Annotated in this window: 12 protein-coding genes; 8 read left to right on the forward strand and 4 right to left on the reverse strand. The window is 69.9% G+C overall.

The window, feature by feature from the left end; translation table 11 throughout:
- Nucleotide 1 precedes the first annotated feature (1 nt).
- The 4 genes from ACN469_RS06040 to ACN469_RS06055 form a co-directional block, all read right to left on the reverse strand.
- Nucleotides 2-2,305: an AAA family ATPase gene (locus ACN469_RS06040; protein ID WP_498765050.1), complete on the reverse strand. Its 2,304-nt coding sequence runs from the start codon at nt 2,303-2,305 to the stop codon at nt 2-4.
- Between the two features lies 1 nt (nt 2,306).
- Nucleotides 2,307-5,690: an AAA family ATPase gene (locus tag ACN469_RS06045; protein WP_498765052.1), complete on the reverse strand. Its 3,384-nt coding sequence runs from the start codon at nt 5,688-5,690 to the stop codon at nt 2,307-2,309.
- Nucleotides 5,691-5,692: 2 nt separating this feature from the next.
- The gene (locus ACN469_RS06050) at nt 5,693-9,109 is read right to left on the reverse strand and encodes an ATP-binding protein (protein WP_498765054.1); all 3,417 of its coding nucleotides are present in this window, start codon (nt 9,107-9,109) and stop codon (nt 5,693-5,695) included.
- Between the two features lie 109 nt (nt 9,110-9,218).
- Complete coding sequence (locus tag ACN469_RS06055; protein ID WP_498765056.1) at nt 9,219-11,810, reverse strand: LamG domain-containing protein; 2,592 nt, start codon at nt 11,808-11,810, stop codon at nt 9,219-9,221.
- A gap of 386 nt (nt 11,811-12,196) precedes the next feature.
- Here ACN469_RS06055 and ACN469_RS06060 point away from each other — a divergent pair, with 386 nt between their 5' ends.
- The 8 genes from ACN469_RS06060 to ACN469_RS06095 all read left to right on the forward strand — a co-directional run bounded on the left by ACN469_RS06060 (nt 12,197) and on the right by ACN469_RS06095 (nt 25,277).
- A complete protein-coding gene (locus tag ACN469_RS06060; RefSeq protein ID WP_498765058.1) occupies nt 12,197-13,507 on the forward strand; it encodes an OprO/OprP family phosphate-selective porin in 1,311 nt (436 codons plus the stop codon).
- Between the two features lie 11 nt (nt 13,508-13,518).
- Complete coding sequence (locus tag ACN469_RS06065) at nt 13,519-14,547, forward strand: sulfate ABC transporter substrate-binding protein (protein WP_498765060.1); 1,029 nt, start codon at nt 13,519-13,521, stop codon at nt 14,545-14,547.
- A gap of 3 nt (nt 14,548-14,550) precedes the next feature.
- Nucleotides 14,551-15,393 (forward strand): sulfate ABC transporter permease subunit CysT, encoded by an 843-nt coding sequence (cysT, locus tag ACN469_RS06070; RefSeq protein ID WP_498765062.1) that lies wholly within the window; start codon nt 14,551-14,553, stop codon nt 15,391-15,393.
- Between the two features lie 5 nt (nt 15,394-15,398).
- Complete coding sequence (gene cysW, locus ACN469_RS06075; RefSeq protein WP_498765064.1) at nt 15,399-16,250, forward strand: sulfate ABC transporter permease subunit CysW; 852 nt, start codon at nt 15,399-15,401, stop codon at nt 16,248-16,250.
- Complete coding sequence (locus ACN469_RS06080) at nt 16,247-17,311, forward strand: sulfate/molybdate ABC transporter ATP-binding protein (RefSeq protein ID WP_498765066.1); 1,065 nt, start codon at nt 16,247-16,249, stop codon at nt 17,309-17,311. The genes cysW and ACN469_RS06080 overlap by 4 nt, the downstream gene beginning before the upstream one ends.
- An 85-nt stretch (nt 17,312-17,396) precedes the next feature.
- Nucleotides 17,397-18,743: a glycoside hydrolase family 16 protein gene (locus ACN469_RS06085; RefSeq protein ID WP_498765068.1), complete on the forward strand. Its 1,347-nt coding sequence runs from the start codon at nt 17,397-17,399 to the stop codon at nt 18,741-18,743.
- Between the two features lie 117 nt (nt 18,744-18,860).
- Nucleotides 18,861-22,166, forward strand: coding sequence for an RCC1 domain-containing protein (locus ACN469_RS06090; protein WP_498765070.1), 3,306 nt, complete (start codon nt 18,861-18,863; stop codon nt 22,164-22,166).
- A 186-nt stretch (nt 22,167-22,352) separates the two neighbouring features.
- A complete protein-coding gene (locus tag ACN469_RS06095; protein WP_498765072.1) occupies nt 22,353-25,277 on the forward strand; it encodes an alpha/beta fold hydrolase in 2,925 nt (974 codons plus the stop codon).
- Nucleotides 25,278-25,295: the final 18 nt, after the last annotated feature.

Here is a 25,295-nt window from a genome sequence, read left to right on the forward strand (position 1 = left end):
GTCAGGTCCGGGCCTCCAGCTCCAACTGGCCCTGTGCGCCCACGCGCAGCATCACCTGTCGATGTGGAGTGCCCGCATGCGTCGCGAGCCACTGCGCCAGCGGGACGATGGCGTGCTGCTCCACCGCGCGCTTCAGCGGGCGCGCACCGTAGCGCGCGTCGAAGCCGGCCTTCGCGAGGTAGTCCACCACGTCCTCGCCAAAGCTCACCTTCACCTCGCGCCGCGAGAGTCCCTCGCGTCCCAGCGCCGCCTCCAGGGTTCGCCTCGCCAGCGTCCGGATGACGTCCGGTGCGAGCGCACGATAGGGGACCACCTGGTCCAGTCGGTTGAGCAGCTCCGGCCGGAAGAAGGCCGTGGCCGCGCCCAGGTAGTGCGCCTCCATGTCCCGTGGCGTGTCCCCCCCAAAGCCCAGCGAGCGTGACGCCGACTCCGCGCCCAGGTTGCTGGTGAGCAGCACCACCGTGTTCCGGAAGCTGACGGTGCGGCCCGTGCCATCCGTCAGCCGTCCCTCGCCGAGCACCTGCAGCAGCAGGTCATGCACCCCCGCGTCCGCCTTCTCCACCTCGTCCAGCAGCACCACGCCGAAGGGCTGCTCTCGCACGCGCCGCGCGAGGCCTCCCTGCTGTCCTCCTCCTTCACCCACCAGCCGTCCCGCGCTGCCGGGCGCGGCGTACTCGGCCATGTCGAAGCGGGCCAGCCGGGTGATGTCGCCGAAGAGGTACTCCGCCAGCGCCAGCGCCGACTCCGTCTTGCCCACGCCCGTGGGACCCAGGAGCAGGAACGCCCCCAGGGGACGCGAGGGGTCCGCCAGTCCCGTCTTCAGCGTGACGACGAGGTTGCGCAAGAGCAGCGTGGCCTCGTCCTGGCCGACGATGCGCTCCCGGAACCGGCGCAGCAAGGCATCCGGGTCCAGGCGAATCGAGGAGTCCACCAGCTCCCTCGGGTAGCCGGTGCGCGTGCAGAACGCGGAGGTCACCGCGCCCGCGTCCACTTCCGTTCCCGTGTCGGCCTGCGCCGTCGCGGCGCGAAGCAGCGACACCGCGCCACCCGGAGGCGGGCCCTCGCCGAAGCGCTCCGTCAACTCCGCCGCGCGCTCCAGCGAGTCGGGCGTGAAGCGCACCTTGCGCGCCTTCGCGACGCGCTGGGACGCCTGCTGCACGGCGGCCCGTGCCTTCTCCGGAACCAGCGGGTCCACGACGAGGTGTCGCAGCGCCTGGAGGAAGGCGCCATGGGTCCGCTCCGCCCGCGCGACGTCCTCCGGCGTGGCCTCCAGCACCAGCGCCACCTCGCCACCTTCCAGGGCGGGCAGCAGGTGCCGCGCGACGTCCAGGCCCGTGTCGCCGCCGCCCAGGGAGAGCAGCTCGGAGAGGCTGTCCAGGTGGAGCACCGCGCGCCGCACCCGCAGCTCGTTCACCATGAGCTGCACGCGCTTCTGCCACTGCCCCAGGTAGCGCATGCCGGCCATGATGCGACCGCCCGAGGTGCTGAAGACCTCCAGCCCCTGGAGCGCGTTGCCCGACGCGGAGGACTCCGCCCGGTGCACCAGCTCATGCACCAGCGACGTCTTGCCCACGGAGGGCGGGCCCACGAGGAGCACGCTCGCCCGCGCCCGGGCCGTGACGGCCTCCGCCAGCAGGCCGACCTCCGCGTCACGCTCCCACGCGCGCTCCAACAGCCCCGCGCGGGCCTCTTCGTTGAGGCAGCGACTCGCCTCGGCGAGACCGGGAGGTGGGGGAGGGCGGCGCACCGGCCCTCGCGGCTCCTCGACCGCACGCAGGCGGATTGCTTCACGGGCCTTCACCGTCACGGAGAGGGTCTCGACGGTCTCATCGCCCAGGTAGGCCAGCGAGTGCAGGCGCTCCAGTGGCGCCATGTAGAGCTCGTGGCGGACCAGCTCGTCCACATAGGCCTCCAGGTCCGCGAGGTCCTGCAGCGAGCCCTCCACGTCCACGCGAGGAACCCAGACGTGCACGGGGCCCTTCACCGCGCCCTTCTTGCTGGTTCGCTCCGCCTTCCCGCGGCCCCCGCGCGTCACCACCGTGAGCTTGAGCGGCACGGGCAACAGCCGTCCGTGCTGCACGGCGCGCACGGTGAGGTTCATCTTCTTGGTGCGCAGGTCCGGCCAGTGCGTCTGCGCGTCCCGCAGCTCGCCGCGCTTCAGCAGTCGGCGCAGGACCTCCGCCACGTCCAGTCGCGCCGTCGCCAGGTCCGGCGCGAACGAGGCCAGATGCGGGTGGGTCAACACGTGCGCGGCCACCCCCACACCGGGGTAGTTCCGCACGAACAGATGGAAGTTCTTGTCCATGTCAGCGCCCTCCTCGCGCGGGGTCGCGCAGCACTTGTGCCGCCCAGGCCACGGACTCGGAGGGAGGCTTCCCGCTCCCCAGATGCAGGATGTTCTCGGGCTCGCCCTCCACGACGACGTGGCCCTGGGGCGACTCGGGCGCCTGCCCCGCGCGACGAGCCTCCCGCTCCGTCAGCTTCACCGCATCGCGAGTCGCCACCGTCCGGGACACGTGCGCCATCAATTCCGGTGCCTTCGCGAGCAGCTCCACGCGGACCAACGCGGGCCGCGTGCCCAGGTGCACCAGCGCATAGCCCTCCAGCGTCGCGAGCACCTCCGACAAGCCGAACGCCGAGAGGCTCACCACCTGTCGCCGCACTCGCACTCCCGCGGGGCGCGTCGTGCCCGGCGCGGCCCAGGCGACGCCGCCGTCTGGCTCCACGCGCTCCTCGTGGATGGCCACGCGTCCCAGGCCCTGGGGAAGTGCCTTCACCACGGCCTCCAGCGCGAAGTCCGGTGAGTCCGCGAGTCCTTCCACCAGCAACGCGCGCACCTCCATTCCGCGCTCCCGGGTGGCGAGCTGGTGCGCGAGCCACTCCACCTCGTCGCGCAGGCTCACCACCTTGGGGCGACAGCGGCGCAGCCGTTCCTCGGGGGACACCGGCAATGGCTCCGAGCCGTAGCTGGGACGGGGACGCAGTCCGCCACGTCCCCGGCTGCTCCGCCAACTGGCCGCGTACCCGAGGCGCTCCATCTTGCCCGCGGGCTCCTCCGTCTCCAGGAAGTCGCGGTCCGCCAGCTCGTTCTCCCGGATGTCCAGGGCCTCCGCCGCCAGGCGCTCCAAGCGCTCTCGCAGCTCCACGGCCTCGGGGCCACCGCGCGGAGTCTCGCCTTCGGAGGGGCGCGCCTCCGCCGCCAGGAGCGCCTCCAGCCGCGCCGTCACCTCCTCCAGCACCCGGGCCAAACCCGGGAGTGTCCACGAGGTGGGGTCCTGTTCGCGCGCCCACGCGGGCTCGCGCATGAGCAACTGCACCGACAGCCCCATGTCCTCGCCCCGGCGGAACAGCTCCACGCGGGCCAGGTCCTCGCCGCCGCGCCGCACCAGGTGGTGGGCCAGGGGCACGGTGAGGCGTCGCTCCAGCGCGCGCTTCAGGGGACGAGCGCCGTAGCGCGGGTCGTACGCCTGCTCCACCAGCAGGTCGAGCAACGCGGACTCCACCTCCACCAGCACGTTGCCCTTGCGGATGCCCCGCCGCGACAGCAGCGACTCCAGGGCGTGCTCCACGACGACGCGCAGCGCGGCGGGCGTGAGGGAGCGGAAGGGCACCACGCGGTCCAGGCGGTTGAAGAACTCCGGACGGAAGAAGGCCCGCACCGAGGAGAGGTAGTGCGCCTCCGCGCCTTCCGGAGCGCGGTGGAAGCCCGTGCGGGCGGCGGCCTCGCGCACGCCCAGGTTGGACGTGAGCACCACCACCGCCTGCCTCGCGTCCACGGTGCGTCCCGCGCCGTCCGTCAGCCGCCCCTCGCCGAGGAACTGGAGGAGCGCGTCGAAGATGCGCGGGTGCGCCTTCTCCACCTCGTCGAACAGCACCACGCAGAACGGCTGGGTGCGCAGCGCCGTCGTCAGCTCGCCGTCGGGCGCGCCGGGCAGCCCGAGCAGCCGGGTGATGCTGGAGGCGGAGACGAACTCCGACATGTCGAAGCGGACCATCCGCTCCTCGCTGCCGAAGAGGGTGCGCGCCAGCGCCTTGGCCGTCTCCGTCTTGCCCACGCCGGTGGGGCCCACGAAGAGGTAGGTGGCCAGCGGCTTGTCCGGCGGCTGCAGCGAGCGCTGGAGCGTGAGGATGGCGTCCACCACCGCGGCGACGGCCTCCGGCTGTCCGGCCACCTGCGCGGCCATCTCCCGCTCCAGCACCTCTCGGGGCTTCGGCGGCGCGCTCCCCAGGACGAAGTCGGGCAGGCCCGTCTGCGCGCGCATCGCGGCGGTGACATCCTCCTCCGTGAAGCGCCGCACGTTCTGGTCCACCGTGCCCGGCCTCGCGAGCACCCGGCGCAGCAGCCGCACCGCCTTGCCCGGGAAGGCCTCGTGCGCGACGAAGCGCTGCTGAAGGTCCAGCAGGGTCTCCAGCGCGAGCGGGGACAGCCGCACCGCGGGCCCGCTCTCGCCCGAGCCCTCCAGCTCCCGCAGCGTCCCCAGCAGGGCCGGCAGCGTGGTGCGCGGCTCCAGCGCGGGCACGTGCACCACGCGGAACAGCGAGGCGAGCGTGGGGGCCTCCTCGCGCACCCGCTCGAAGCGCTCGGGCGTGCACTCGGCCAGCACGGTCAGCTCGCCGCGCGCCATGTGGGGCTCCAGGAACTGCGCGACGTTGGTGCGCTCGCTGGAGGTGCGCCCCGCGTAGACGAGCGAGGCCAGGTCGTCCACGTAGAGCAGGTCGCCCACCTCCACCAGCTCCTTCACCACGCCGCGCGCGCGGGCCTCCCACTGGCCCACGTACATCATCCCCGCGATGAACTGATTGCCGTCCACGCGCCACACGTCCCGGCGCTGTCCCGCGGCGTCCTGGCGCGCGGTGAGGCGGCGCACCACCTCGTGCACCAGCGCCGTCTTGCCGGAGCCCGGCGGCCCCACCAGGACGATGGCCGCGCCCTCCCGGCCTTCCAGCGCGTCCACCACTTCGCGCACGAGCGCCTCGCGGCCGTAGCAGTGCTCCAGCCCGTCATCCCGCGCGGCGTGGCTCAGGTTGCGCGCCACCTCGCGCAGCTCGGTGAGCGTGAGGCGGCGGCGGTTGCGTCGCGCCTCGCGCTGCTCCGGGGTCTCTGGCGAGGCGACCTTGGTCTCCTTCCCCGTGGTGCGGCGGCGCCTGGGCGGCTTGGGCGGCTTGAACGGCGTCCGAGGGAGGATGGAGGGCGCATAGGCATCCACCTCCAGCAGCTCCAGCCGCTCGCGGCCCTGGGCCCAGAAGCCCTCCAGGTTCGTCAGCCCGTGCTCCAGGCACCACGCCCCCAGCCTGCGTCCGAGCGCGAGGGGCAGGGACTCCGTGTCGGGAATCGCGAAGCGGGCCTCCGCGAGCCGCGTGGGCGTCACCACCCAGAAGTCATCGCGCGGCCACTTCTCCAGCAGCACCGCCATGCGGCCCTTGAGCACGACGCGCAGACCCTTCTCGCGGTCTCTCGCCTCGGTGTCGATCTTCACGTGCTTGAGCGACAGGTGGGGCGGCAGCTGGTAGCTGGCCACCTGCGACGGGTGTTCCTTCTCGAAGCGCTCCATGACGGCGAGCGCCAGGTCGTCCCTCATCGAGGACAGGCTGGGGCCCACGCGGTGAATCCTGGGCCAGAAGGCGGGGACCCACGCCTCGACGAGACGTCCGCCCATGGGCGCGACGATCAGGGGGAGCTTGAGTTCCATGGTCAGTCCTCCTCCGCTTCGCCGAACACGCGCCAGTTCATCCAGGGCTCCAACAAGGAATCCAACTCCAGGCCTCCGCCGCCGTAGCGCACGCGGGTTCCGGTGCGCAGGTCCTCCACCGAGCCGCCCGAGGTGTCCGTCGAGCCCGGACGGATTCGCCGGACCTCGGTCTTCGGCAGCAGCGCATCGAGCTTCTCCCACTCCGGCAGCACGTCCCGACTGCGAGGGTGGGCGGTGAAGAACACGCGCACCAGCGCCGCCTGGCTGCCCTCCACGAAGCGGTGCACGCCGTGCTCGGCGGAGAGCAGCAACGGGCGCGTCTCGCCTGAAATATGGAGGGCGTACGCCAAGGGCGTGGGCTTGAGGTCCAGCAGCTCATCCACCTTCGGGTAGACCCAGTCCGGCGGAGGTGGATGGCGCGGCGGCTTCTCTCCGTCAGCGGGCTTGGGCGTCCACAGCAGCGCGCGCTGGATGCCCAGGGAGTGGCGGTTGCACCAGCGCTCGTAGGCCTTCGCCAGGACGCAGAGCTGCGGCCATGCGCCGCGGCCGGGCACCAGTATCAGGGTGGAGCCTCGCGAGTACTGGTAGAGGCTTGCGTACAGCCGCTCCCGCAGGGGCAGGAACGTCGCGCGCAGCGTGGCCACGTCGCGCGCGAGCGACTCCGCCTGTCCCACCGCGCGTGACAGGTGGGCCTCGAAGAGCAGGTCCTCGATGGCCTCCGTCTGCTGTGAGCACTCACGGAAGGCCTTGTCCAGCTCGCGGGCGTCTCCCGACTTCCTCGCGGACTCCTCCGCCAGCGAGCGCTCCTCCCAATACGAGGCCTGTCGGGACACCTTGTCGAAGACCGCCAGCTCCCGCCGCAACGCGAGCATGGGCGGCGAGCGGCTCCAGCGCTGCACCTCCGCGCGCAGCGTGGCGGCGTCCTCCAGCACCTGCTCGATGGCCTGCCGTCCCACGCCCTCCGCCGCGCCACCCACGGCCTCCGCGCGCAGCGTGAGCCCGTCGCCGCTGGCCTCCGCGTGCAGGCGCACCGGCCCCGTCTTCGGGTGCGCCGCGAGCCAGGCCGCCACCGGCACCACCAATTCCCGCTCCAGCGCGCGCTTCAGGGGCCGTGCGCCGTAGCGCGGGTCGAAGCCGCGCGCGGACAGCCAGTCCAGGGCGGACTCGGAGACGACGAGGCTGGCATCGTGGCGAGACAGGCCGGAGCGCTTCCGGATGGCGTCCACCTCGCGCACGACCAGCTTGCGCAGCAGCTCCTCGGAGAGCGGCGAGAAGACGACGGTGTCATCCAGTCGGTTGAACAGCTCCGGACGGAAGAAGCGCTGCACCTCCGCCAGGTAGTGCGTGCGCAGCGCGGCGACGTCGGGCACGCCGCCCAGCGAGTCGAAGCCCACGCGCGCGCGCCACGTGTCGGCGCCCAGGTTGCTGGTGAGCACGAGGACGGCGTTGCGGAAGTCGGTGAAGCGTCCCGACGCGTCGGTGAGGCGCCCCTCGCCCAGCACGCCCAGGAGCGCGTCATGCACGGCGGGGTGGGCCTTCTCGATTTCGTCCAGCAGCACCACGCAGAAGGGTTGGCGGCGCACGGCCGCGGAGAGGTAGCCCGGCGTCGCGCCGTCGCCCAGCAGGCGCAGCAGCGCGTCCGGCCCCGCGTACTCCCCCATGTCCAGGCGCACCATGCGCTCGCGCGAGCCGAAGAGCAGCTCCGCCAGGGCCTTGGACAGCTCCGTCTTGCCCACGCCCGTGGGGCCCACGAAGAGCAGCACGCCCAGCGGCCTGCGCGTGTCCGCGAGCCCCGCCTTGAGGACGGACACCACGGAGGAGACGCGCTCCACCGCCGTCTGCTGTCCCAGCACGCGCGTGGTGAGGAACGCACGGACCTGTGCGGGCTCCAGCGGCACGTCGTCGCGCAAGAGCGCTTCCGGGATGCCGGACTCGGAGGCGAACTGGCGCACGGCGTCCAGACGGATGACTCGAGGCTGGGCCGCGTGGGCGCACGTGGCGATCAACCGTCGGAGGAAGGCCACCGCGTTGCCCACCTGCGCGCCATACGGCAGGAAGCGCCGGCACAGGAAGCGGCACTCCTCCAGCGCTTCGGGCAGCACCTCCAGGGGCGTGGCGCTCGGCGTGTCCTGGGCCACGCGCGTCAGGATTCGGGCGAGCGCGTCCGGTGTCGGCTCCTCCACGCGGACGACGGAGAACAAGCGGGCGAAGCTGGTGTTGCGGCGCTCCACCTGGGCCCAGGCCTCGGGGGTGGCCTCGGCCACCACGGACACCTCGCGGGTGACGAGCAGCGGCAACAGGAGCTGGGCCACGTTCTGGTCGCTGTGCGCGCTCTTGCCCGCGTCGAGCAGGTCGATGGCGTGGCCCAACGAGAGGATGGAGCGGGACTCGTTCGCCTCGCGGAAGGACTTCAGCACCTGCTGCTGCCAGTCGCCCCACATGCCCTCTCCGGCGATGAGGCGACTGCCGTCGACGAAGAAGAAGGGGCGGGCCTTCTCGGCGGGAGTGGCGGTGGAGGCCTGGAGCGCCTCCGCGAGCGCATGGAGGACCGCGGACTTGCCCACGCCCGAGGGGCCCACCAGCACCACGGCCTCCGCGTCCTTCGCGGCCAGCCGGGCTCGCAGCAGCGTCACCAGGGCGTCCTGCTCATAGGCGGGGTCGAGCTGTCCCTCCGTCGCCAGCCGATGCCAGGGCACCGCGATGCGGTCCAGCGTGGGCGTGGGCGGCGGCTTCTCCGGCTTCGCTCCCGGCTCGCGACGACGGGAGCGCTTGCGGGGCTCCCAGGTGTCCTCGTCGAGCGCGTCCTCGTCGTCGTCCGCGTCGAGGCTTATCGAGAGGCTGGAGGCCGGTGGCTCCTCGGGGGGCGCGTCCGGTGGACGGGGCGGTGGGCGGATATCCAGGTGGAGCTGGCGGGGCGTGAGGGCCGACAGTCGCGTCGGCGTGGCCTCCACCTCCACGTCAATCAGGGCCTCGCCGCCATCCGCGCGCAGGGCGAGGAGCCGCGCGTCGGGCAGTCCCTCCAGCTGCTCGCGCAGCCGCTCGGCGGCATCGTCGGGCACCTTCTTGCCCTGGAACCACAGGTGCGTCTCCAGCCGGGGCGCATGCAGCCCGAGGTAGGACTGATGCGTGGGCGCGACGGCCGAGGCGAAGGTGAGGGGCGCGAGGGTGTTCTCCTCATTGCCCCAGACGGGAATCGCGTCCAGCTCCAGCGTGTGCAGCGTGCCGCCCGTCGCGGCGATGAACTCCGGCACGCGACGCGGATGGATGCGGGTGAGCTGGTCATCGAGCGCGAGCGACAGCTCCTCGGTGGCCTTCTCCAAGGTGTCCGCGTGCACCGCGAGATGAGGCAGGGACAGGGGTGTGAGCGTCACCCGACCGCTGGCGTGACGCTGCACCCAGCACTGGAAGCGAAAGTTCATGGAGTGCGCTCAGGCTAGCATGGGGCGGCGCAGGGACGAGGCGTGCCGCACCTGGCTGACGCAACTCCCGGAGGCCCCCTTCCGACTCCAGGGGGCCTCTGGTGTCACTTCACGGATTGAGCTTCCAGGGCACCGTCACGGCGGGCTGGAAGCAGTGCACGTTGGCTTGGATGCCCGCGCCCAGCTCCTGCACCACGCCCGCGCCATATCCCTGCGTCTGGCACCACTTGCTGACCTCCAGCTTGGAGTCGGTGGAGCTGAAGTTGCCCGCGCTCGACGCGGGGCCGAGCAGGTCCTTGGCCACGTCCTGGATGAGCCCGGCGTTGAAGCAGCCCACCCAGGGGCGCGACGTCATCTCGAAGATCTGCCCCGTGCTCCAGCCCAGGCTGTTGCACCAGCGGTGCACGGCGGCGGAGCAGTCGAAGCTCTGCGCGACGCGCTCGTCCACACAGCCGGCGTGCTTGCGCGCCAGCTCCTCGAAGGTGACGCCCAGGCTCTCATGCTGGATGGGGGCACACGCCACCGTCACGTCCGTCGTCGTGGCGCCGGCCAGCGCGCCCAGCAGGGAGATGGGCGGGCGGTTTCCGATGAGCTGCTGAATCGTCTCGTAGGTGTTGGTCGTGGTGGCCAGCGCGTCGTGGGCGCCGCGCTGCGCGCAGACGCGGTGCATGGCGGACGCGCACGCCAGGGTTCCCAGGGCCGCGTAGGTGTTGCAGGTCGGCTGCTGCTGGCTCATCCCGAACTGGCCCGCGGAGGGCGTCTCTTGAATGGCCTCGTCCCGGCAGTCCGCGCCATGCGAGGACATGCAGATGGAGCGGGCGGAGCGCGCATGCGAGAAGAAGCGCACTTCGTCGATGGCGCCCCGGAAGGAGCCCTCGCCGTTGGTGGGGCAGGCCTGCGTGTTCAGCGTGTTGCCCGCGCCGATGGCGAGCGCGCCGGTGGCCAGCCGGAAGGTGCCCGTGGCGACAGGCAGCGCGCGGCCGGTGGGCACTCCGTTGACGTACTCACCGAAGGCGCCGGTGACGCCGTCCCAGGTGTAGGCCAGGTGGGTCCACGCGCCCAGGGGCAGCGCGGGGCTCCGGCCCAGGCGTACGCGCGTGCCGTTGATGACGAAGGACATCTGCACCGTGTTGTCTGGCTCGTAGATGAGGTCCAGCGCGTTGCCCTTCTGGAGCAGGTACCGATAGGGGTTCCCCGTGGTGCAGCCGGTGTGGATGCCCGTGTCCGGGCGGACCGCGAGCTGCACGGTGAAGCCCCGCGCGAGGCCGCCCACGCCGGGCCTGGTGCCGGAGGCGTCCGTCAGGTTCACCGTGAGCGCCCCACCGCCAGGAACGACGAGCGCCTTGCCCTTGCCGTGCGGTTCCCACAGCGAGCCGGACGTCGGCTGCGTCACCGCGTTGCCGGCGGAGATGGACGCGGTGCCCACCAGCGTGCCCGTGTAGAAGTTCCCGGACAGGTCCGGGGTGCGCGTCAGGTCATACGCGCCCGCGCGCGTCACCAGCTCGTTCATCGGCAGGGAGAGCACGTGGAAGGGGTCCACCAGCTCGCCGATGTCCACCTCGTTGTAGTCCCCCGTGTTGCTGCCGAAGAGAGCGAGCACGTCATGCGTCTTGGTGACGGGCAGGTAGTGGTCCTCGTTGCTGGAGCCCGGCGGGAAGTTCTGCTCCGGTGCGCGCTCCTGCTCCAGGTTCCACATGGGGCCTGAATAGAAGAGGTGGGCGATGTCGCTGCGGTCCGTGTTGATGGCGCCATCGATGTGGTACGCCGTCCAGCCCGTGTCCGCGCCAATCAGGCTGACGGCCTCGCGGCGCGCCCCGTCCGTGTAGACGACTCCGGTGTACGTGACGTTGCGTCCCTCGTGGTCCACCCAGGCGTAGGCGGCCCGGAGGAGCGCCCCGGACGTCGTCTCACCGAAGAGCTCGCCAGTGGAGGCCTTCAGCTTCTGCCACGCGAGCGGGTAGCGCTTCACGCCCGCGGTGGTGTCGCTGTACATCATGGACAGCGGGCGCGGATTGCTCCAGCCCGTGGCCGCGCAGGGGGTGGCGTTGTACGAGTACATCAGGTGGTCGATGCCGCCGTCGTTGACGGGACCGCCCTGATAGATGAGCAGCCGCCCGTCGGAGGTCATCGTCGGCTCGATGCCTCGGATGCTCGCGCCGGTGACAGTGGTCAGATAGTCCAGGTTGCCGGTGGTGAACGAGGAGATGTCCGCCTGCGGGGTGAAGGGCTGTGACACCCGGATGTCCACCGGACGGCGACGGAAGCGGTTGGGCCCGTTGAACATCTGCGAGTCGAAGAGGAAGGGCTGATACACCGCGAGCCCTCCCGACAGGACGTAGGGCTGCGCCGGGTTGGTGAAGCAGAACGCGAGCGCGTTCTCCCCGTTCGTCACCTGGGTGCTTCGTCCCGGAGAGAAGGCCGTGGAGAAGCCCGGCTTGCCCTGCGCGTCGTACGTCACCGCCTCCGGCCGGAACACGCGCGCAAGCCACGTCGTCGTCGTCGTCGCCTGGTCCTCCCGGATGTTGCCCACGAAGACGCGCCCGTCGAGGGTGGAGGAATGCCCGTTCGCACCGAAGGGCGTGGAGATGCGCGTGTTCACCAGGGAGGGGCGCTCCGCGGCGAGGGCACCCGGGGAGGACAACAGCGCGGCGAGCAGCGGCGCGAGTCGTGGAACCAACGCCAAATTACGTCGAGTGAACATGCGGAGCTCCTGACGTGGAGTTCTGATTATACGTGATTTGCATGGTGAGATATGCATTGCACCAGGGAGGCCGCGTGCGCGGCATTCCGTGGACGAAGGACGTCGCTGACCACGCTGGAAAGGGAAGGAGTCAGCGGGTTCGTCACGGTGGGGTGCGTTGACAAGCCAGAGGGTGCCGGGCATCGTGGTGGCACTTCATGGCCCGCCTGACGACCCACGCATGTTGCTGCTGTCACGCACCTGCGGTGGGCGCCTCTCGCCCCTAGGCCTGAACGCCCAGGGTTGAGCTGGTTCGACGAGCCCACCATCCGCGAGGAGGTGGGCTTTCGGCTTTCTGGTTCCCGAGTCCGCCGTCCATCGCGCTCCTCTCGCAGTCGAGGTTCCGCATGGCAGGTCCCACACCGCACCGTTGCTCATGGCTGGCCGCCGGGCTGGCATGGCTGCTCGCGCCGTGCGCGGCGGCGCAGACACCGGCACCCGAAGCGGCTCCCACCGCGCCGTCACCCACTCCGGGGAACGTCGCCGTCAAGGCAACCCCCGAGGGCATCTCCGTCTCGTCCGCCGACAAGTCGGTCATGCTGAAGCTGCGCGGCTACATCCAACTGGATGGCCGCTTCTTCGAGAGCGATGCGGACCGGCCGGGCTCCACCACGTTGCTCATCCGGCGCGCGCGTCCGTTGTTGGAGGGGACGCTCTTCAACCTGTTCGACTTCCGGTTGCTGACGGACTTCGCGGCCAACGTGCCGCCGCTCTGGGATGCGTATCTGGAGTACCGGCCTGGCAAGGCGGTGCGCGTGCGAGTGGGCAAGTTCCGCCCTCCGGTGGGGCTCGAGCGCAACCAGTCCGGTATCAACACGCTCTTCATCGAGCGCGCGCTGCCCACGGACCTGGTGCCCAACCGGGACGTGGGGGTGATGGTGCATGGTGACTTCCTCGAAGGCACGCTGAACTACGCGGTGGGGGCCTTCAATGGCACCGCGGACGGCGCCAGCGCGGACACCAACCTGGATGACAGCTTCGACCTGGCCGCGCGCCTGTTCACGCATCCGTTCCGAGCCACGAAGTTCAAGCAGCTCTCCGGCCTGGGGCTGGGCATCGCCGCGTCGCGCGGGCTGCAGTTCGGCTCGGCGTCCACCACGGGCGAGGCGCCGCTGCGCACCATGGGGCAGCAGACGTTCTTCATCTTCCGGACGGGCACGGGGGCGGGGGAGACGGTGATTGCCCACGGCGAGCACGTGCGGCTGTCGCCCCAGGGCTACCTCTACGTGGGCCCCGTCGGCGCGATGGCCGAGTACGTGTCGTCCACGCAGGAGGTCAACCTGGGAGCGCAGCACGCGCGGCTGCGCTTCGAGTCGTGGCAGGCCAGCGCGTCGTATGTCCTCTTCGGGGGCAAGGCGGCCTATGACGGCGTCAAGCCGACGGATCCGCTGGGCGCGGAGACGGGCGGCTGGGGCGCGGTGGAGCTGGGGGCGCGCTACTCCGCGCTGCATGTCGACCCGGAGGCCTTCCCCATCTACGCGGACCCCACGCGTTCGGCGCGCGGCGCGCGAGGGTGGGGCGCGGTCGCCAACTGGTACCTCAACGGCAACGTCCGCGTGGCCACGTCCTTCGACCACACGAGCTTCGATGGGGGCGCGGTGGATGGAGACCGCATCCCCGAGGACGTCGTCATGTCCCGCTTCCAGGTGAGCTGGTGAAAGGCCTCGTCATGCGCGTCCCACTCCGGCTGTCCCTGCTCGTCCTGCTCGCCCTCTCCGGATGCTCGAAGTCCGGCGGTGAGTCCGCCACCCCGAGCACCGTCACGCTGCTCAACGTCTCGTATGACCCCACGCGAGAGCTGTACGTGGACGTCAACGCCGCCTTCGCGAAGCACTGGGAGGCGACGCACGGGCAGAAGGTCTCCATCAAGCAGTCCCATGGCGGCTCCGGCAAGCAGGCGCGGGCCGTCATCGACGGGCTGGACGCGGACGTCGTCACGCTGGCGCTGGCCTACGACGTGGACATGCTCCACGACAAGGCGTCGCTCATCCCCGAGGGCTGGCAGACGCGGCTCGCGAACAACAGCGCGCCGTACACGTCCACCATCGTCTTCGTGGTGCACAAGGGGAACCCCAAGGGCATCAAGGACTGGGATGACCTGGTCCGCGAGGGCGTCGCCGTCATCACCCCGAATCCGAAGACCTCCGGAGGCGCGCGCTGGAACTACCTGGCCGCGTGGGGCCATGCGCTGCGCAAGCCCGGCGGCACGGAGGAGTCCGCGCGGGCCTTCGTGGACGCGCTGTTCCGCAACGTGCCGGTGCTCGACTCGGGGGCGCGGGGCGCCACCACGACGTTCGCCGAGCGCGGCCTGGGTGACGTGCTCATCGCCTGGGAGAACGAGGCCTTCCTGCTGACGGACGAGGTGGGGCAGGGTCGCTTCGAAATCATCGTCCCGTCGTCGAGCATCCTCGCCGAGCCTCCCGTGTCGGTGGTGGACCGCAACGTGGACAAGCGCGGCACCCGCGCGGTGGCGGAGGCGTACCTCCAGTTCCTCTACTCGGAGGAGGGGCAGCGGCTCGCGGCGAAGCACCACTACCGCCCTCGCTCGGAGGCGGTGGCGTTGAAGCAGGGCGCGCGGTTCCCGAAGCTGACGCTCTTCACCATCGACGAAGTCTTTGGTGGCTGGCGCAAGGCCCAGGCCGCCCACTTCGATGATGGCGGCGTGTTCGACCGCATCTACGTCCCCCAGGCGCGCTGAGCCATGGCCTCGCTCACTCGCCGCCACGTCCTGCCCGGCTTCAGGCTGTCCCTGGGCTTCACCTGGGCGTATGTCGGGCTGCTCGTCCTCATTCCGCTGTCGAGCCTGTTCCTCAAGACGTTCTCCCTGACGTGGCCCCAGTTCTGGGAGACGGTGACGGCGCCCCGGGCGCTCGCGGCGTACCGGCTCAGCTTTGGCGCGTCGCTCTGCGCGGCGCTGGCCAACGTCGTCTTCGGGCTGCTGGTGGCCTGGGTGCTCGTGCGCTACCGCTTCCCGGGCCGCTCATTGGTGGAGTCGCTGGTGGACCTGCCCTTCGCGCTGCCCACGGCGGTGGCGGGGCTGACGCTCACCACGCTGTTCTCCGCGAAGGGCTGGTACGGCCAGTACCTGGAGGCCTGGGGCCTGAAGGTGGCCTACACCTCCGTGGGCGTGGCCGTGGCGCTGACCTTCATCGGCCTGCCCTTCGTGGTGCGCACGGTGCAACCCGTGCTGGAGGACATCGACGTGGACGTGGAGGAGGCGGCGGCCACGCTGGGGGCGACGCCGTGGCAGACCTTCACGCGCGTGTTGTTCCCGGCCATCTTCCCCGCGCTGCTCAGCGGTTTCACCCTGGCCTTCGCGCGGGCGCTGGGGGAGTACGGCTCCGTCGTCTTCATCTCCGGCAACATGCCGCTGCGCACGGAGATTGTCCCGCTGCTCATCGTCACCAAGCTGGAGCAGTACGACTACGCGGGGGCCACGGCCATCGCCGTCGTCATGTTGCTGGCGTCGTTCCTCCTGCTGCTCATCGTCAACCTGCTCCAGCGCTGGAGCCACCGCCGGCTGGAAGCCGGGCCTGGAGCGTGACGGGCATGTTCGCTCCGACGATACATCTGCCCCGACGAAGGGCTCGGACGCTGGAGGGTTCTCCGTGGGTCCGATGGACGCTCATCACCCTGGCGCTGGGCTTCCTGGCCGTCTTCCTCGTTGTCCCGCTGCTCGCCGTCTTCTCCTTCGCCTTCCAGAAGGGCTGGGAGGCGTACCTGGCCGCAATCACCGAGCCGGAGGCGCGCTCCGCCATCGTCCTGACGTTGACGGCGGCGGCCATCGCGGTGCCGCTCAACCTGGTCTTCGGTCTGGCGGCGGCGTGGCTCCTGGCGCGGTTCCGTTTCCGGGGGCGCGCGCTGCTGCTGACGCTCATCGACCTGCCGTTCAGTGTGTCGCCCGTCATCGCCGGGCTCATCTTCGTGCTGCTCTTCGGACGGCAGGGCTGGCTGGGGCCGTTCCTGTCCGAGCATGACGTGCACGTCATCTTCGCCGTGCCGGGAATCGTGCTGGCCACGGTGTTCATCACCTTGCCCTTCGTCGTGCGCGAGGTGCTGCCGGTGATGCAGACGCAGGGCAGCGACGAGGAGGAGGCGGCGCTGACGCTGGGGGCGAGCGGCTGGCGCACCTTCCTGCGGGTCACGCTGCCGAAGGTGAAGTGGGGCGTGCTCTACGGCGTCATCCTCTGCAACGCGCGGGCGATGGGGGAGTTCGGAGCCGTCTCGGTGGTATCCGGGCACGTGCGCGGCGTCACCACGACGCTGCCGCTGCACGCGGAGATTCTCTACAACGAATATGACTTCGCGGGAGCGTTCGCCGTGGCGTCGTTGCTCACGCTGCTCGCGCTCGTGACGCTGGTGCTGAAGAAGTACGTGGAGTGGAGGAGTGAGGTGTCATGAGCATCATCGTCGAGCAGCTCACCCGGCGGTTCTCCCCGGGTGGAAGTCCCGCCGTCTCGGACGTCTCGTTCCACGCGCCCGCGGGCGCCATCACCTCGCTGCTGGGGCCTTCCGGCGCGGGCAAGTCCACGCTCCTGCGCCTCATCTGTGGGCTGGAGGTCCCTGACGTCGGTCGCGTCCTCATCGACGGCGTGGACTGTACGTCGCTGCCCGTGCAGCAGCGCAACGTGGGCGTCGTCTTCCAGAGCTACGCCCTGTTCCGCCACATGACGGTGCGGGAGAACATCGCCTTCGGGCTCAACGTGCGGAAGCTGCCTCGCGCGGAGGTGGAGGCGCGCGTGGACGAGATGCTGCGCCTGGTGCAGCTCGAAGCGCTGGGTGGGCGCCATCCGGGGCAGCTCTCCGGCGGACAGCGGCAGCGCGTGGCCTTCGCGCGTGCGCTGGCCATCCGCCCCCGGGTGCTGCTGCTGGACGAGCCCTTCGGCGCGCTCGACACGCGGGTGCGCGAGGAGCTGCGCGAGTGGCTCCATGCGCTGCATGAGCGCACCGGGTTGACGACGCTGCTGGTGACGCATGACCAGCAGGAGGCCCTGGAAATCTCGCAGCACGTGGTGGTGATGAGCGAGGGGCGCGTGGCGCAGGCGGGTTCTCCGGAGGACATCTATGACCGGCCCGCGTCACCCTTCGTCGCGTCGTTCATCGGCGGGGCGAGCGTCCTTCGCGGCCATGTCCAGGAGGGCAGGGCGTCGCTGGGCGCGCTGGCGCTGTCCGTGCCCGCCGCCGCGCGGGAAGGCGAGGCGGTGCATGCCTTCGTGCGGCCCCACGACATCAAGCTGGCCCGCTCCGTCTCCACCGATGGAGTCACGCCCTTCACGGGCAGGGTGGAGCGCTTCAAGCCCGTGGGCGGCTTCGTCAAGGTGCTCTTGCGCATGCCCTCCGGAGACGAAGTCACGGTGCAGGTGTCTCGCCCGGAGTTCGACGCGCTCGGCGTCGTGGAAGGGGACGCGGTGCGCGCCGATGTGCTCACCGCCTCCGTCTTCGTGGGGGACTACGCCATCTGAAGAGGACCGCACAGCCCCCTGCAATGAAGTTGGAAATGCTGGTATTCCTGGAAAGAGAGGTCTCAACCCTTTCCGGGAGGAATGCATGGCAGGACGGACCGAGGCGTGGTGGGTGGTTGCTGGGCTGGTGCTGGCGGGCTGTGGCAGCGAAGTGGCGGTGGAGCCCGAGGCGGTACCGCTGGCGAGTCAGGCGCAGAAGGAGCTGGGGTACGACCCGGGGGCGGGTTGGAACCTGGCGTGGCAGGACGACTTCGGCGGCACGAGCTTGAACGCGGCCAACTGGACCGTGCTGACGAGCAACCACGACCCCGTCACGAACAACTGCAACTTCGGCACGGGAGAGCTGGAGTTCCCTCGCGCGCAGAACGTCACGGTGAGCGGCGGCAAGCTCATCCTCACCGCCGAGCGGACGTCGGATGGGCCGTATGACTCGCGCTGCGCGGGTTATGGGCCGCGCTCGTTCTACTCGGGGCGCATCCACACCAAGGGCAAGGTGGAGCGGCGCTACGGCAAGCTCGTCGCCAGCATCAAGATTCCATCTGGCTACGGCATGTGGCCGGCGTTCTGGACGCTGGGCGCGAACATCTCCAACGTCGGCTGGCCGGCGAGCGGTGAAATCGACATCCTGGAATGGCACTCCAACGAGTCGTCGTGGATGAAGGTCGCCACGCACTCGTCCAACGGGGTGCAGCACTGGGGTTCGGGGGCCAACCGGGGCTACAGCCTCGCGGATGCCTTCCACGTCTACGAGGTGGAGTGGACGGCGGACCGGATGATCTTCCGCCTGGACAACCAGATCCGGGCGAACGCTGACTTCGTCCACAACGACCCGGCGTTCCAGCAGAACCACTACGTCCTGCTGAACCTGGCGCTGGGCGGCAACTGGTATGGCAATGCCTCGCCGGCCGCCATCGACCTGCCCGCCGGGCAGCGCAAGACGATGGAGGTGGAGTGGGTGCGCTGGTACCAGGCGGGCGGCTCCAGTGGCCCCTCGCTGGCCAATCCCAGCTTCGAGGCGAACATGAGCGGCTGGTCGACCTGGAGCCCCAACGGCACCGAGGCCGCGGACTTCAGCGAGACGCACAACGGCGGCCGCACGGGCAGCTACCACCTGACGCATTGGACGAACGGGACGCCCTTCGAGGTGTGGACGTATCAGACCGTGTCGGGGCTCGTGTCGGGCAACTACAAGGTCCGCGCGTGGGTGAGGAAGAGCGGCGGGTTCGACCTGGCGCGCATCCAGGCGAAGACGTGCGCCTCGTGCGGGCCGGCCTTCACGGACCTGGGCACGTATGGCGCGTGGACGCTGGTGGAGACGCCCGCCATCAACGTCACGGGCGGCTCCCTGGAGCTGGGCTTCCACACCCGCGCCACCACGGGCAACGGCGCCAACTTCATCCACATGGATGACGTGGAGCTGGTGCGCCTCTAGCAACACGGGCCTCTGGTGGTGGAGCGCGAGTTGGCTCCACCACCGGGGCTGCTGCTACCCGCCGAAGCCAGGTTCGAGGTGCGGGAAGTGCTCGCACCGTGTTTGTGGAGGGGAAACATGAGACGTGAAGAGACGATGCCGGGCGGCCCGAGGGCATGGGTGTGCGCGGTGTTGATGTGCGGGTTGTGGGGCCTGGGCTGTACGGAGCCTGTTTCGCGAGAGGTCCCCGTGCCAGAGGTGGGCACGGTGAAGGCCGCGGAGGGGCTTCCCCGGAATCAAACCGTCTCCGCGGGGCGTCTCCACTCGCTGGTGCTGCGGCCGGATGGGACGGCGTGGAGCTGGGGCTCGAATACCTTCGGGCAGCTCGGTGACGGCACCCTGCGGACCCGGGCCGTGCCCGCGCGAGTCTGGGGACTGTCCTCGGTGAGCATCGTCTCGGCGGGAGACCTGCATTCGCTCGCGCTGAAGGCGGACGGCACGGTGTGGGCGTGGGGGAACAACGAGCGAGGCCAATTGGGGCTCGGTGACACCGTGGCACGACGGGCTCCCGTGCTCGTGCCGGGGCTCACAAACGTGGTCCGGCTGGTCGCGGGCTTCTCCCACTCGCTCGCGTTGAAGGCGGACGGCACCGTGTGGGCCTGGGGCAACAACGCGACGGGACAGCTCGGTGATGGCACCACCACGCAGCGATTGCTGCCCGTGCCCGTGTCGGGGCTGTTCGGGGTGTCTGAGATTGGCGCGGGCAACTCGCACTCGCTGGCACTCAAGGCGAACGGGACGGCGTGGACGTGGGGCGCGAACTCGGACGGGCAACTGGGCGATGGCGGCTCCACGCAGCGCCTGGTCCCCGGCCTCGTCTCCGCCCTGTCATCGGTGGTGGCCCTCGTGGGCGGGGGCTCGCATTCCCTGGCCCTGAAGGTCGATGGGACGGTGTGGGCCTGGGGGCAGAACACCTTCGGCCAGCTCGGCGATGGGAGCACGACACGGCGCTCCTTGCCGGTGCGTGTCTCCAGTCTCACGAACGTGACGGCGGTGGCGGGCGGCGGACAGCACTCGCTGGTGGTGAAGGCCGACGGCACGGCGTGGGGTTGGGGCGGCAATGGGCGGGGGCAGGTGGGGGATTTGTCGATGACGCAGCGGCTGTCGCCGGTGCGGGTGTCCGCGCTGACGGGCGTGCTCGGCGTTGCCGCGGGAGGAGGGCAGCACTCCGTGGCGATGCTGGTCGATGGCACCGTCAGCACCTGGGGCAACAACATTGACGGTCAGTTGGGGGATGGCTCGCGAATCCTCAGCACGGCGCCCACCTGGACCGCCGGGATGGTCACTCGCGTGGAGCTCGCGGCGGGGAGGAGTCACTCGTTGGCGCTGAAGCCGGATGGCACGCTGTGGGTCTGGGGCGCCAATGCCTTGGGGCAACTGGGTGACGACACGCTGACCGCCCAGGCCGCGCCGGTCCAGGTGTATGTGCCTGGCGGGGTTCAGGCCGTCGCCGCGGGAGGGGATTTCTCCCTCTGCTTGAGTCTCTGGGGCGGTGTCTTTGCCTGGGGCGACAACGCCCACGGGCAACTGGCGAATGGGCGGAGCTCCCCGCAAGTCTACCCTCAAGAAGTGATGGGGCTGTGGGACGTCGTGAGCATCTCGGCGGGTGACTCGCATGCGCTCGCGGTCAAGGCGGATGGGACGGTGTGGGCCTGGGGCTCCAATGCGTCCGGGCAACTGGGAGACGGCGGCACGACGTCTCGCCCGGAGCCTGTCCAGGTCCCAGGGCTCACCGGTGTCGTGGCGGTGGCCGGTGGCAAGGCCCATTCCCTGGCGCTCAGGCGGGACGGCACCGTGTGGGCATGGGGGAGCAACACCCAGGGACAGCTCGGCGATGGCACGACGACGCAGCGCCTGCTCCCCGTGGCCGTGCAGGGACTGACGGGAGTGGTCTCCCTCTCCTCCAAGTCCATGCACTCGCTGGCCCTGCGGATGGATGGCACCGTCTGGGCCTGGGGCTCCAACGAGGTGGGGCAGCTTGGAGATGGCACCACCACCTCTCGCCTGGTGCCCACGCGCGTCACGGGCCTCTCGGATGTGGTCGCCATCAGCGCGGGAGCCGCGCAGTCCGCCGCGACACAGGTGGATGGCACCGTCTGGACGTGGGGCTCCAATGTCGCCGGCCAGCTCGGGAATGGCTCGACGACGCAGCGCCTGGTGCCTGGGCTCGTCGTGGGCCTGGCGAATGTCACGTCACTCGCCTCGGGGGAGGCTCACCTCCTCGCGGTCCGCGACGACAACACCTTGTGGTCCTGGGGCTCGGCCTCCTCGGGGCAGGTGGGCGACGGCGTCTCCGCCATGCATCCGACGCCCACGCGAACGGTGTTCGGTCCGACGAAGGTCGCCATCGCGAGCCGGCGGCACTCGCTGGCGATGAGGGGCGACGGCAAGGTGTGGAGTTGGGGCGCCAATACGTCCTCCGGGCTCCTGGGGGATGGCACGACGGCTTCGAGCCCGTGGCCTGTCGCCGTCAGCGGGCTTTCGAAGGTGCTGAGCCTGGATGTGGGGCTCCAGCACTCGCTGGCGCTCCGCGCGGGTGGCACCGTCTGGGCATGGGGCAACAACGGTCTGGGACAGCTGGGGCAGGGGCCGGGTGGTGCGCCCGTGCACCTCACCCCCGTCGCGATTCCCGGGCTGACGGGCGTGGTGGCTGTCGCCGCGGGAGAGGCTCACTCCTTCGCGTTGAAGGTGGATGGCACTGTCTGGGCATGGGGGGACAACACGAGCGGGTGGCTTGGCGATGGGACGTCCCTGAACGTGCGTCACTCGCCCGTGCTGGTGTCCAACCTCTCCGACGTCATGGCCATCTCCGCCCGGAAGAACCATGCCCTGGCGCTCAAGGCGGACGGCACCGTCTGGAGTTGGGGCGGCAATTCCCACGGACAGTTGGGAGATGGCTCGTTCACGAACCGTCGGACTCCCGTGCAGGTGGTCGGCCTGACGGATGTGATTGCCATCGACACCGGAGATGACTTCTCGTTGGCAAGGACGACGGACGGCGATGTGTGGGCGTGGGGAAGGAACGATGAGTGGCAACTGGGCGGTGGCGGTGGCGACAACCCGCTCCCCTCTTCGGTGTCCTGGACAAGAGGCTCCACCGCCATGGCGGCGGGGGCTCGCCATGTCCTCGCCCTGGGCGTGAATGGGGCCGTGCTGGCCTGGGGCGCCAATGATTCCGGGCAGCTGGGGGATGGGACGAATGTCTCGCGGCGCTGGCCGGAGGTCGTGCAAGGACTCACTCCCGCCGTGTCAGTGATTGCGGGAGACCACCACTCCCTGGTGGTGCTGGAGGACCGCCAGCTCTGGGGCTGGGGGAGCAACGCCGACGGTCAACTCGGCACGGGCGCGGTGTCGTACCGGACCTTGCCCGTCAACGTCTGGTGACGCCTTCGTGAGGCAGGTGGCCGGGGAGCGCCGTCCTCTCCCGGTCATCTGTCTGGAATCAGATGGTTCAATCGCCTTGCGATGCAATCAATGACATATGCGACATAATCGCGATCGTGTTGACATGCTGTGATTTGCCCCGCATAAGGCTGGCTGCAATTGTAGCTCTACCCAGCGGAGCGGCCCATGGGTGCGACATATGCGAATCCCCTGGAGTTGGACGGTCGAGAGCTTCGTCCCACGCGGCTCCTCCTCACAGGGGGCACGGGCTTTCTGGGGAGCCACTTCCTCCTCTGGCGATTGAGGGCGGGCGGGCGGCTCTTCGTGCTGGTTCGTGGCACGTCGCCGGAGCATGCGCGCGAAAGACTCCTGGAGTCACTCGCGGAGGCCGCGGCGTCGTATGACGTCCCCGTTCCGCTCGAAGCCGTCGAAAAAAATGTCACCTGCCTGGTCGGTGACATCACCCTCCCGCTCTGTGGTCTCTCACCCGAGGACCTGGAGCGACTGGAGGAGGCGCGACTGGAGGAGGTGTGGCATTCCGCGGCCAGCCTCGCGTATGAGAACCGCCACCGGGATAAAATCCATGCACACAATTGCATTGGGACCAGAAACATCCTGGAGGTCGCGCGGAAGGTGGGGGCCGAGAGGTTTGTCTATGTCTCCACCGCCTACACCGCGGGAACCCGGCGCGGAGTGATTCCCGAGCAGCTGCATCCGGAGCCCATGGGGGGGGCCTCGGATTTCAACAACTACTACGAGGAGAGCAAGGCGCAGGCGGAGCGAGAAGTCTCACGCGCCTGCGAGGCCGCGGGTCGCGCCTACACCATCGTCCGTCCCTCGGTCATCATCGGCCCCAGTGCGAGCCGCCGCAGCGGAGGGACGCGGTTCGGAATCTATGGCTTCGTGCGGGAGCTGTACCGGCTGCGCCGGGAGCTGGCGCAAGTCACGGACCCGCTGCGGCTGCTGGGACACGAGGGCGCGGGCGTCAACATGGTGCCCGTGGACCAGGTGGTGCTGGACATGCTCCGGCTGAGCGCCACCGGGTTCGAGGGGGGGCTGGTGCATCACCTGGTGGGGCCGGTGGAGCTTCCGGCCCTGGGGATGGTGGACCGGATGTCCCACGCGCTCCGGCTCCCCATCCTGAGCTTCACCACCCACCGTGAGACGGAGGCGTCCCCCATCGAACAGCTGTTCGATCTGCGCGGGGCCTTCTACGCCAGCTACGGGCTGAACCCGAAGCGGTTCGCCCGCACCCTTCCCCCGCACCCGCCGCTCACGCTCGCGGACCTGGATGTCTACCTCTCCAGCTACCTCGCGGAGCTGGCGCGGGAGCGCGAGGGGCTGGTGTTCACCCCCGTGCAGGTTCGCGCCCCGGATGGGGCGGAGGTGTGTGCCTTCACCCGGGGAGATTCGACGCGTCCGGTGCTGGTCCTCTGCAACGCCTACGCGATGCCCGAGGAGTTCCTGGCGCCGCTCGCGCAGCGGCTGGCCCAGCACTGGCGGGTGGTGACGTGGAACACCCGCTGGCTGCCCACGCCGACGCCGGACTTCAATCCCTCCCGTTGTGACTCCAGCGTCCATGTGGCGGACCTGGTCGCCGTGCTCGACCGGCTGGGTATCTCCCGGGTGGAGACGGTGGTGGGCTGGAGCAGTGGCGCGCAGGTGGCGCTCCGCGCGCTGGCCGAGCACCCCGAGCGCTTCGCGAGCGGCGTGCTGCTCAACGGGACGGTGTCGCTTCCGGCGACCCCGGACCACCCGATGACGTCCTTCGAGAAGAACCTCCGCCAGCTCTTCCCCCAGATTGCCGCCAACCCGCGTGTGGCGGAGCGCTACTGCAAGCTGATTTTCGGAGGGGCCCCCGGAGGCGAGGCGCCGCACAGCGAGGACCGGAAGGTGGTGGCCAGCGTCCTCACTTCCACGGACCCCCACCTGCTCTACATGACCAGCGTGCCGTTCCGCACGCCGTCCAGCCTCTTCCGCTACGCGAACATGGTCTGCGCGCTCTTCGGCGAGCGGGAGGACGCCTGGACGTCCTCCGTGAAGCAGCCCGTGCTCGTCTTTGGAGGTGGCGCGGATGCCATCTCCCACCCGGACCAGGTGGCGCTCCTGGCCTCCCGGCTCGTCGGCGCGCGGACGGTGCTCCAGCCGGACGCGGACCACTTCTCCCATTTCTATGACGAAGGGATGGCCGCCATGATTGAGGACTTCGCCCAGCACGCGCCCTCCGGGGCGCTTCCGGTGCAGCCCGCCGAGGATGGTTTCGCGCGCACCCTGGATCGGCTCATCCACCTCTCCAATGCGGACACCTCCAATCCCTTTCGGGAGCTGGTCTGGGAGAAGTCGCTGCCCGAGGACCAGCCCTGGATGAGTCCGGAGCTGCTCTCCGTCCACGGCACGCCCTGGGCCGAGAAGCTGACGCCGGAGCAGCTCCTGCGGCTCAGCAAGTGGGAGTGCATCAACTTCTTCAGCCTGAATGTGACGGGCATCCGCGAGCTGCTCACGGAGATGATCAGCAGGATCCACACCCCGGGCTACGAGGTGTCCTCCGAATACCTCCACCACCTGGTGCTCGAGGAGAATGAGCACATGTGGTACTTCTCGCGGTTCTGCCTGACGTACGGCGGAAAGATATACAAGGACCGTCGCATCCGTTACGACACCTTCCCCGAGACGGACATCAAGGAGTTCCTGGCCTTCGCCACGGTGCTGGTGTTCGAGGAGATTGTCGACGGCTACAACAGCCACATGGCGAAGGACGCGCGGCTGCCTCCCTTCGTGCGTGAAATCAACCGGCTGCACCACTCGGATGAGACGCGCCACATCAGCTACGGGCGGTTGAACATCGAGCGGCTCCACCAGGGGCTGCGCGCGAAGCACGGGGTGGAGCGGCTGCGGGACGTGGAGCGCGCGCTCAAGCGCTTCATGCTCACGTCGATGCAGAAGCTCTACAACCCGGACATCTACAAGGACGTGGGCCTGCCGGAGCCGCTGAAGGTTCGCAACGAGCTCCTGGCCCATCCCGAGCGCGTGGCCTTCAACGAGCGCATCCTTTCGAAGACAACGAGGTTCATGGTGAAGAAGGAGATCTTCACCGACGACCGTCTGTCCTGACCTGTCTGGGAGAGACAC

It is taken from the genome of Corallococcus terminator (genome assembly GCF_049194865.1).
Lineage (GTDB): Bacteria > Myxococcota > Myxococcia > Myxococcales > Myxococcaceae > Myxococcus > Myxococcus terminator_A.

Excerpts from the sequence above, each read along its gene's own strand:
- ACN469_RS06095 (WP_498765072.1), top strand. The coding sequence starts at position 22,353 with ATGGGTGCGACATATGCGAATCCCCTGGAGTTGGACGGTCGAGAGCTT.
- ACN469_RS06085 (WP_498765068.1), top strand. The coding sequence starts at position 17,397 with ATGGCAGGACGGACCGAGGCGTGGTGGGTGGTTGCTGGGCTGGTGCTG.
- ACN469_RS06060 (WP_498765058.1), top strand. The coding sequence starts at position 12,197 with ATGGCAGGTCCCACACCGCACCGTTGCTCATGGCTGGCCGCCGGGCTG.
- ACN469_RS06065 (WP_498765060.1), top strand. The coding sequence starts at position 13,519 with ATGCGCGTCCCACTCCGGCTGTCCCTGCTCGTCCTGCTCGCCCTCTCC.
- cysT (WP_498765062.1), top strand. The coding sequence starts at position 14,551 with ATGGCCTCGCTCACTCGCCGCCACGTCCTGCCCGGCTTCAGGCTGTCC.
- ACN469_RS06080 (WP_498765066.1), top strand. The coding sequence starts at position 16,247 with ATGAGCATCATCGTCGAGCAGCTCACCCGGCGGTTCTCCCCGGGTGGA.
- cysW (WP_498765064.1), top strand. The coding sequence starts at position 15,399 with ATGTTCGCTCCGACGATACATCTGCCCCGACGAAGGGCTCGGACGCTG.
- ACN469_RS06045 (WP_498765052.1), bottom strand. The coding sequence starts at position 5,690 with ATGGAACTCAAGCTCCCCCTGATCGTCGCGCCCATGGGCGGACGTCTC.
- ACN469_RS06055 (WP_498765056.1), bottom strand. The coding sequence starts at position 11,810 with ATGTTCACTCGACGTAATTTGGCGTTGGTTCCACGACTCGCGCCGCTG.
- ACN469_RS06040 (WP_498765050.1), bottom strand. The coding sequence starts at position 2,305 with ATGGACAAGAACTTCCATCTGTTCGTGCGGAACTACCCCGGTGTGGGG.
- ACN469_RS06050 (WP_498765054.1), bottom strand. The coding sequence starts at position 9,109 with ATGAACTTTCGCTTCCAGTGCTGGGTGCAGCGTCACGCCAGCGGTCGG.
- ACN469_RS06090 (WP_498765070.1), top strand. The coding sequence starts at position 18,861 with ATGAGACGTGAAGAGACGATGCCGGGCGGCCCGAGGGCATGGGTGTGC.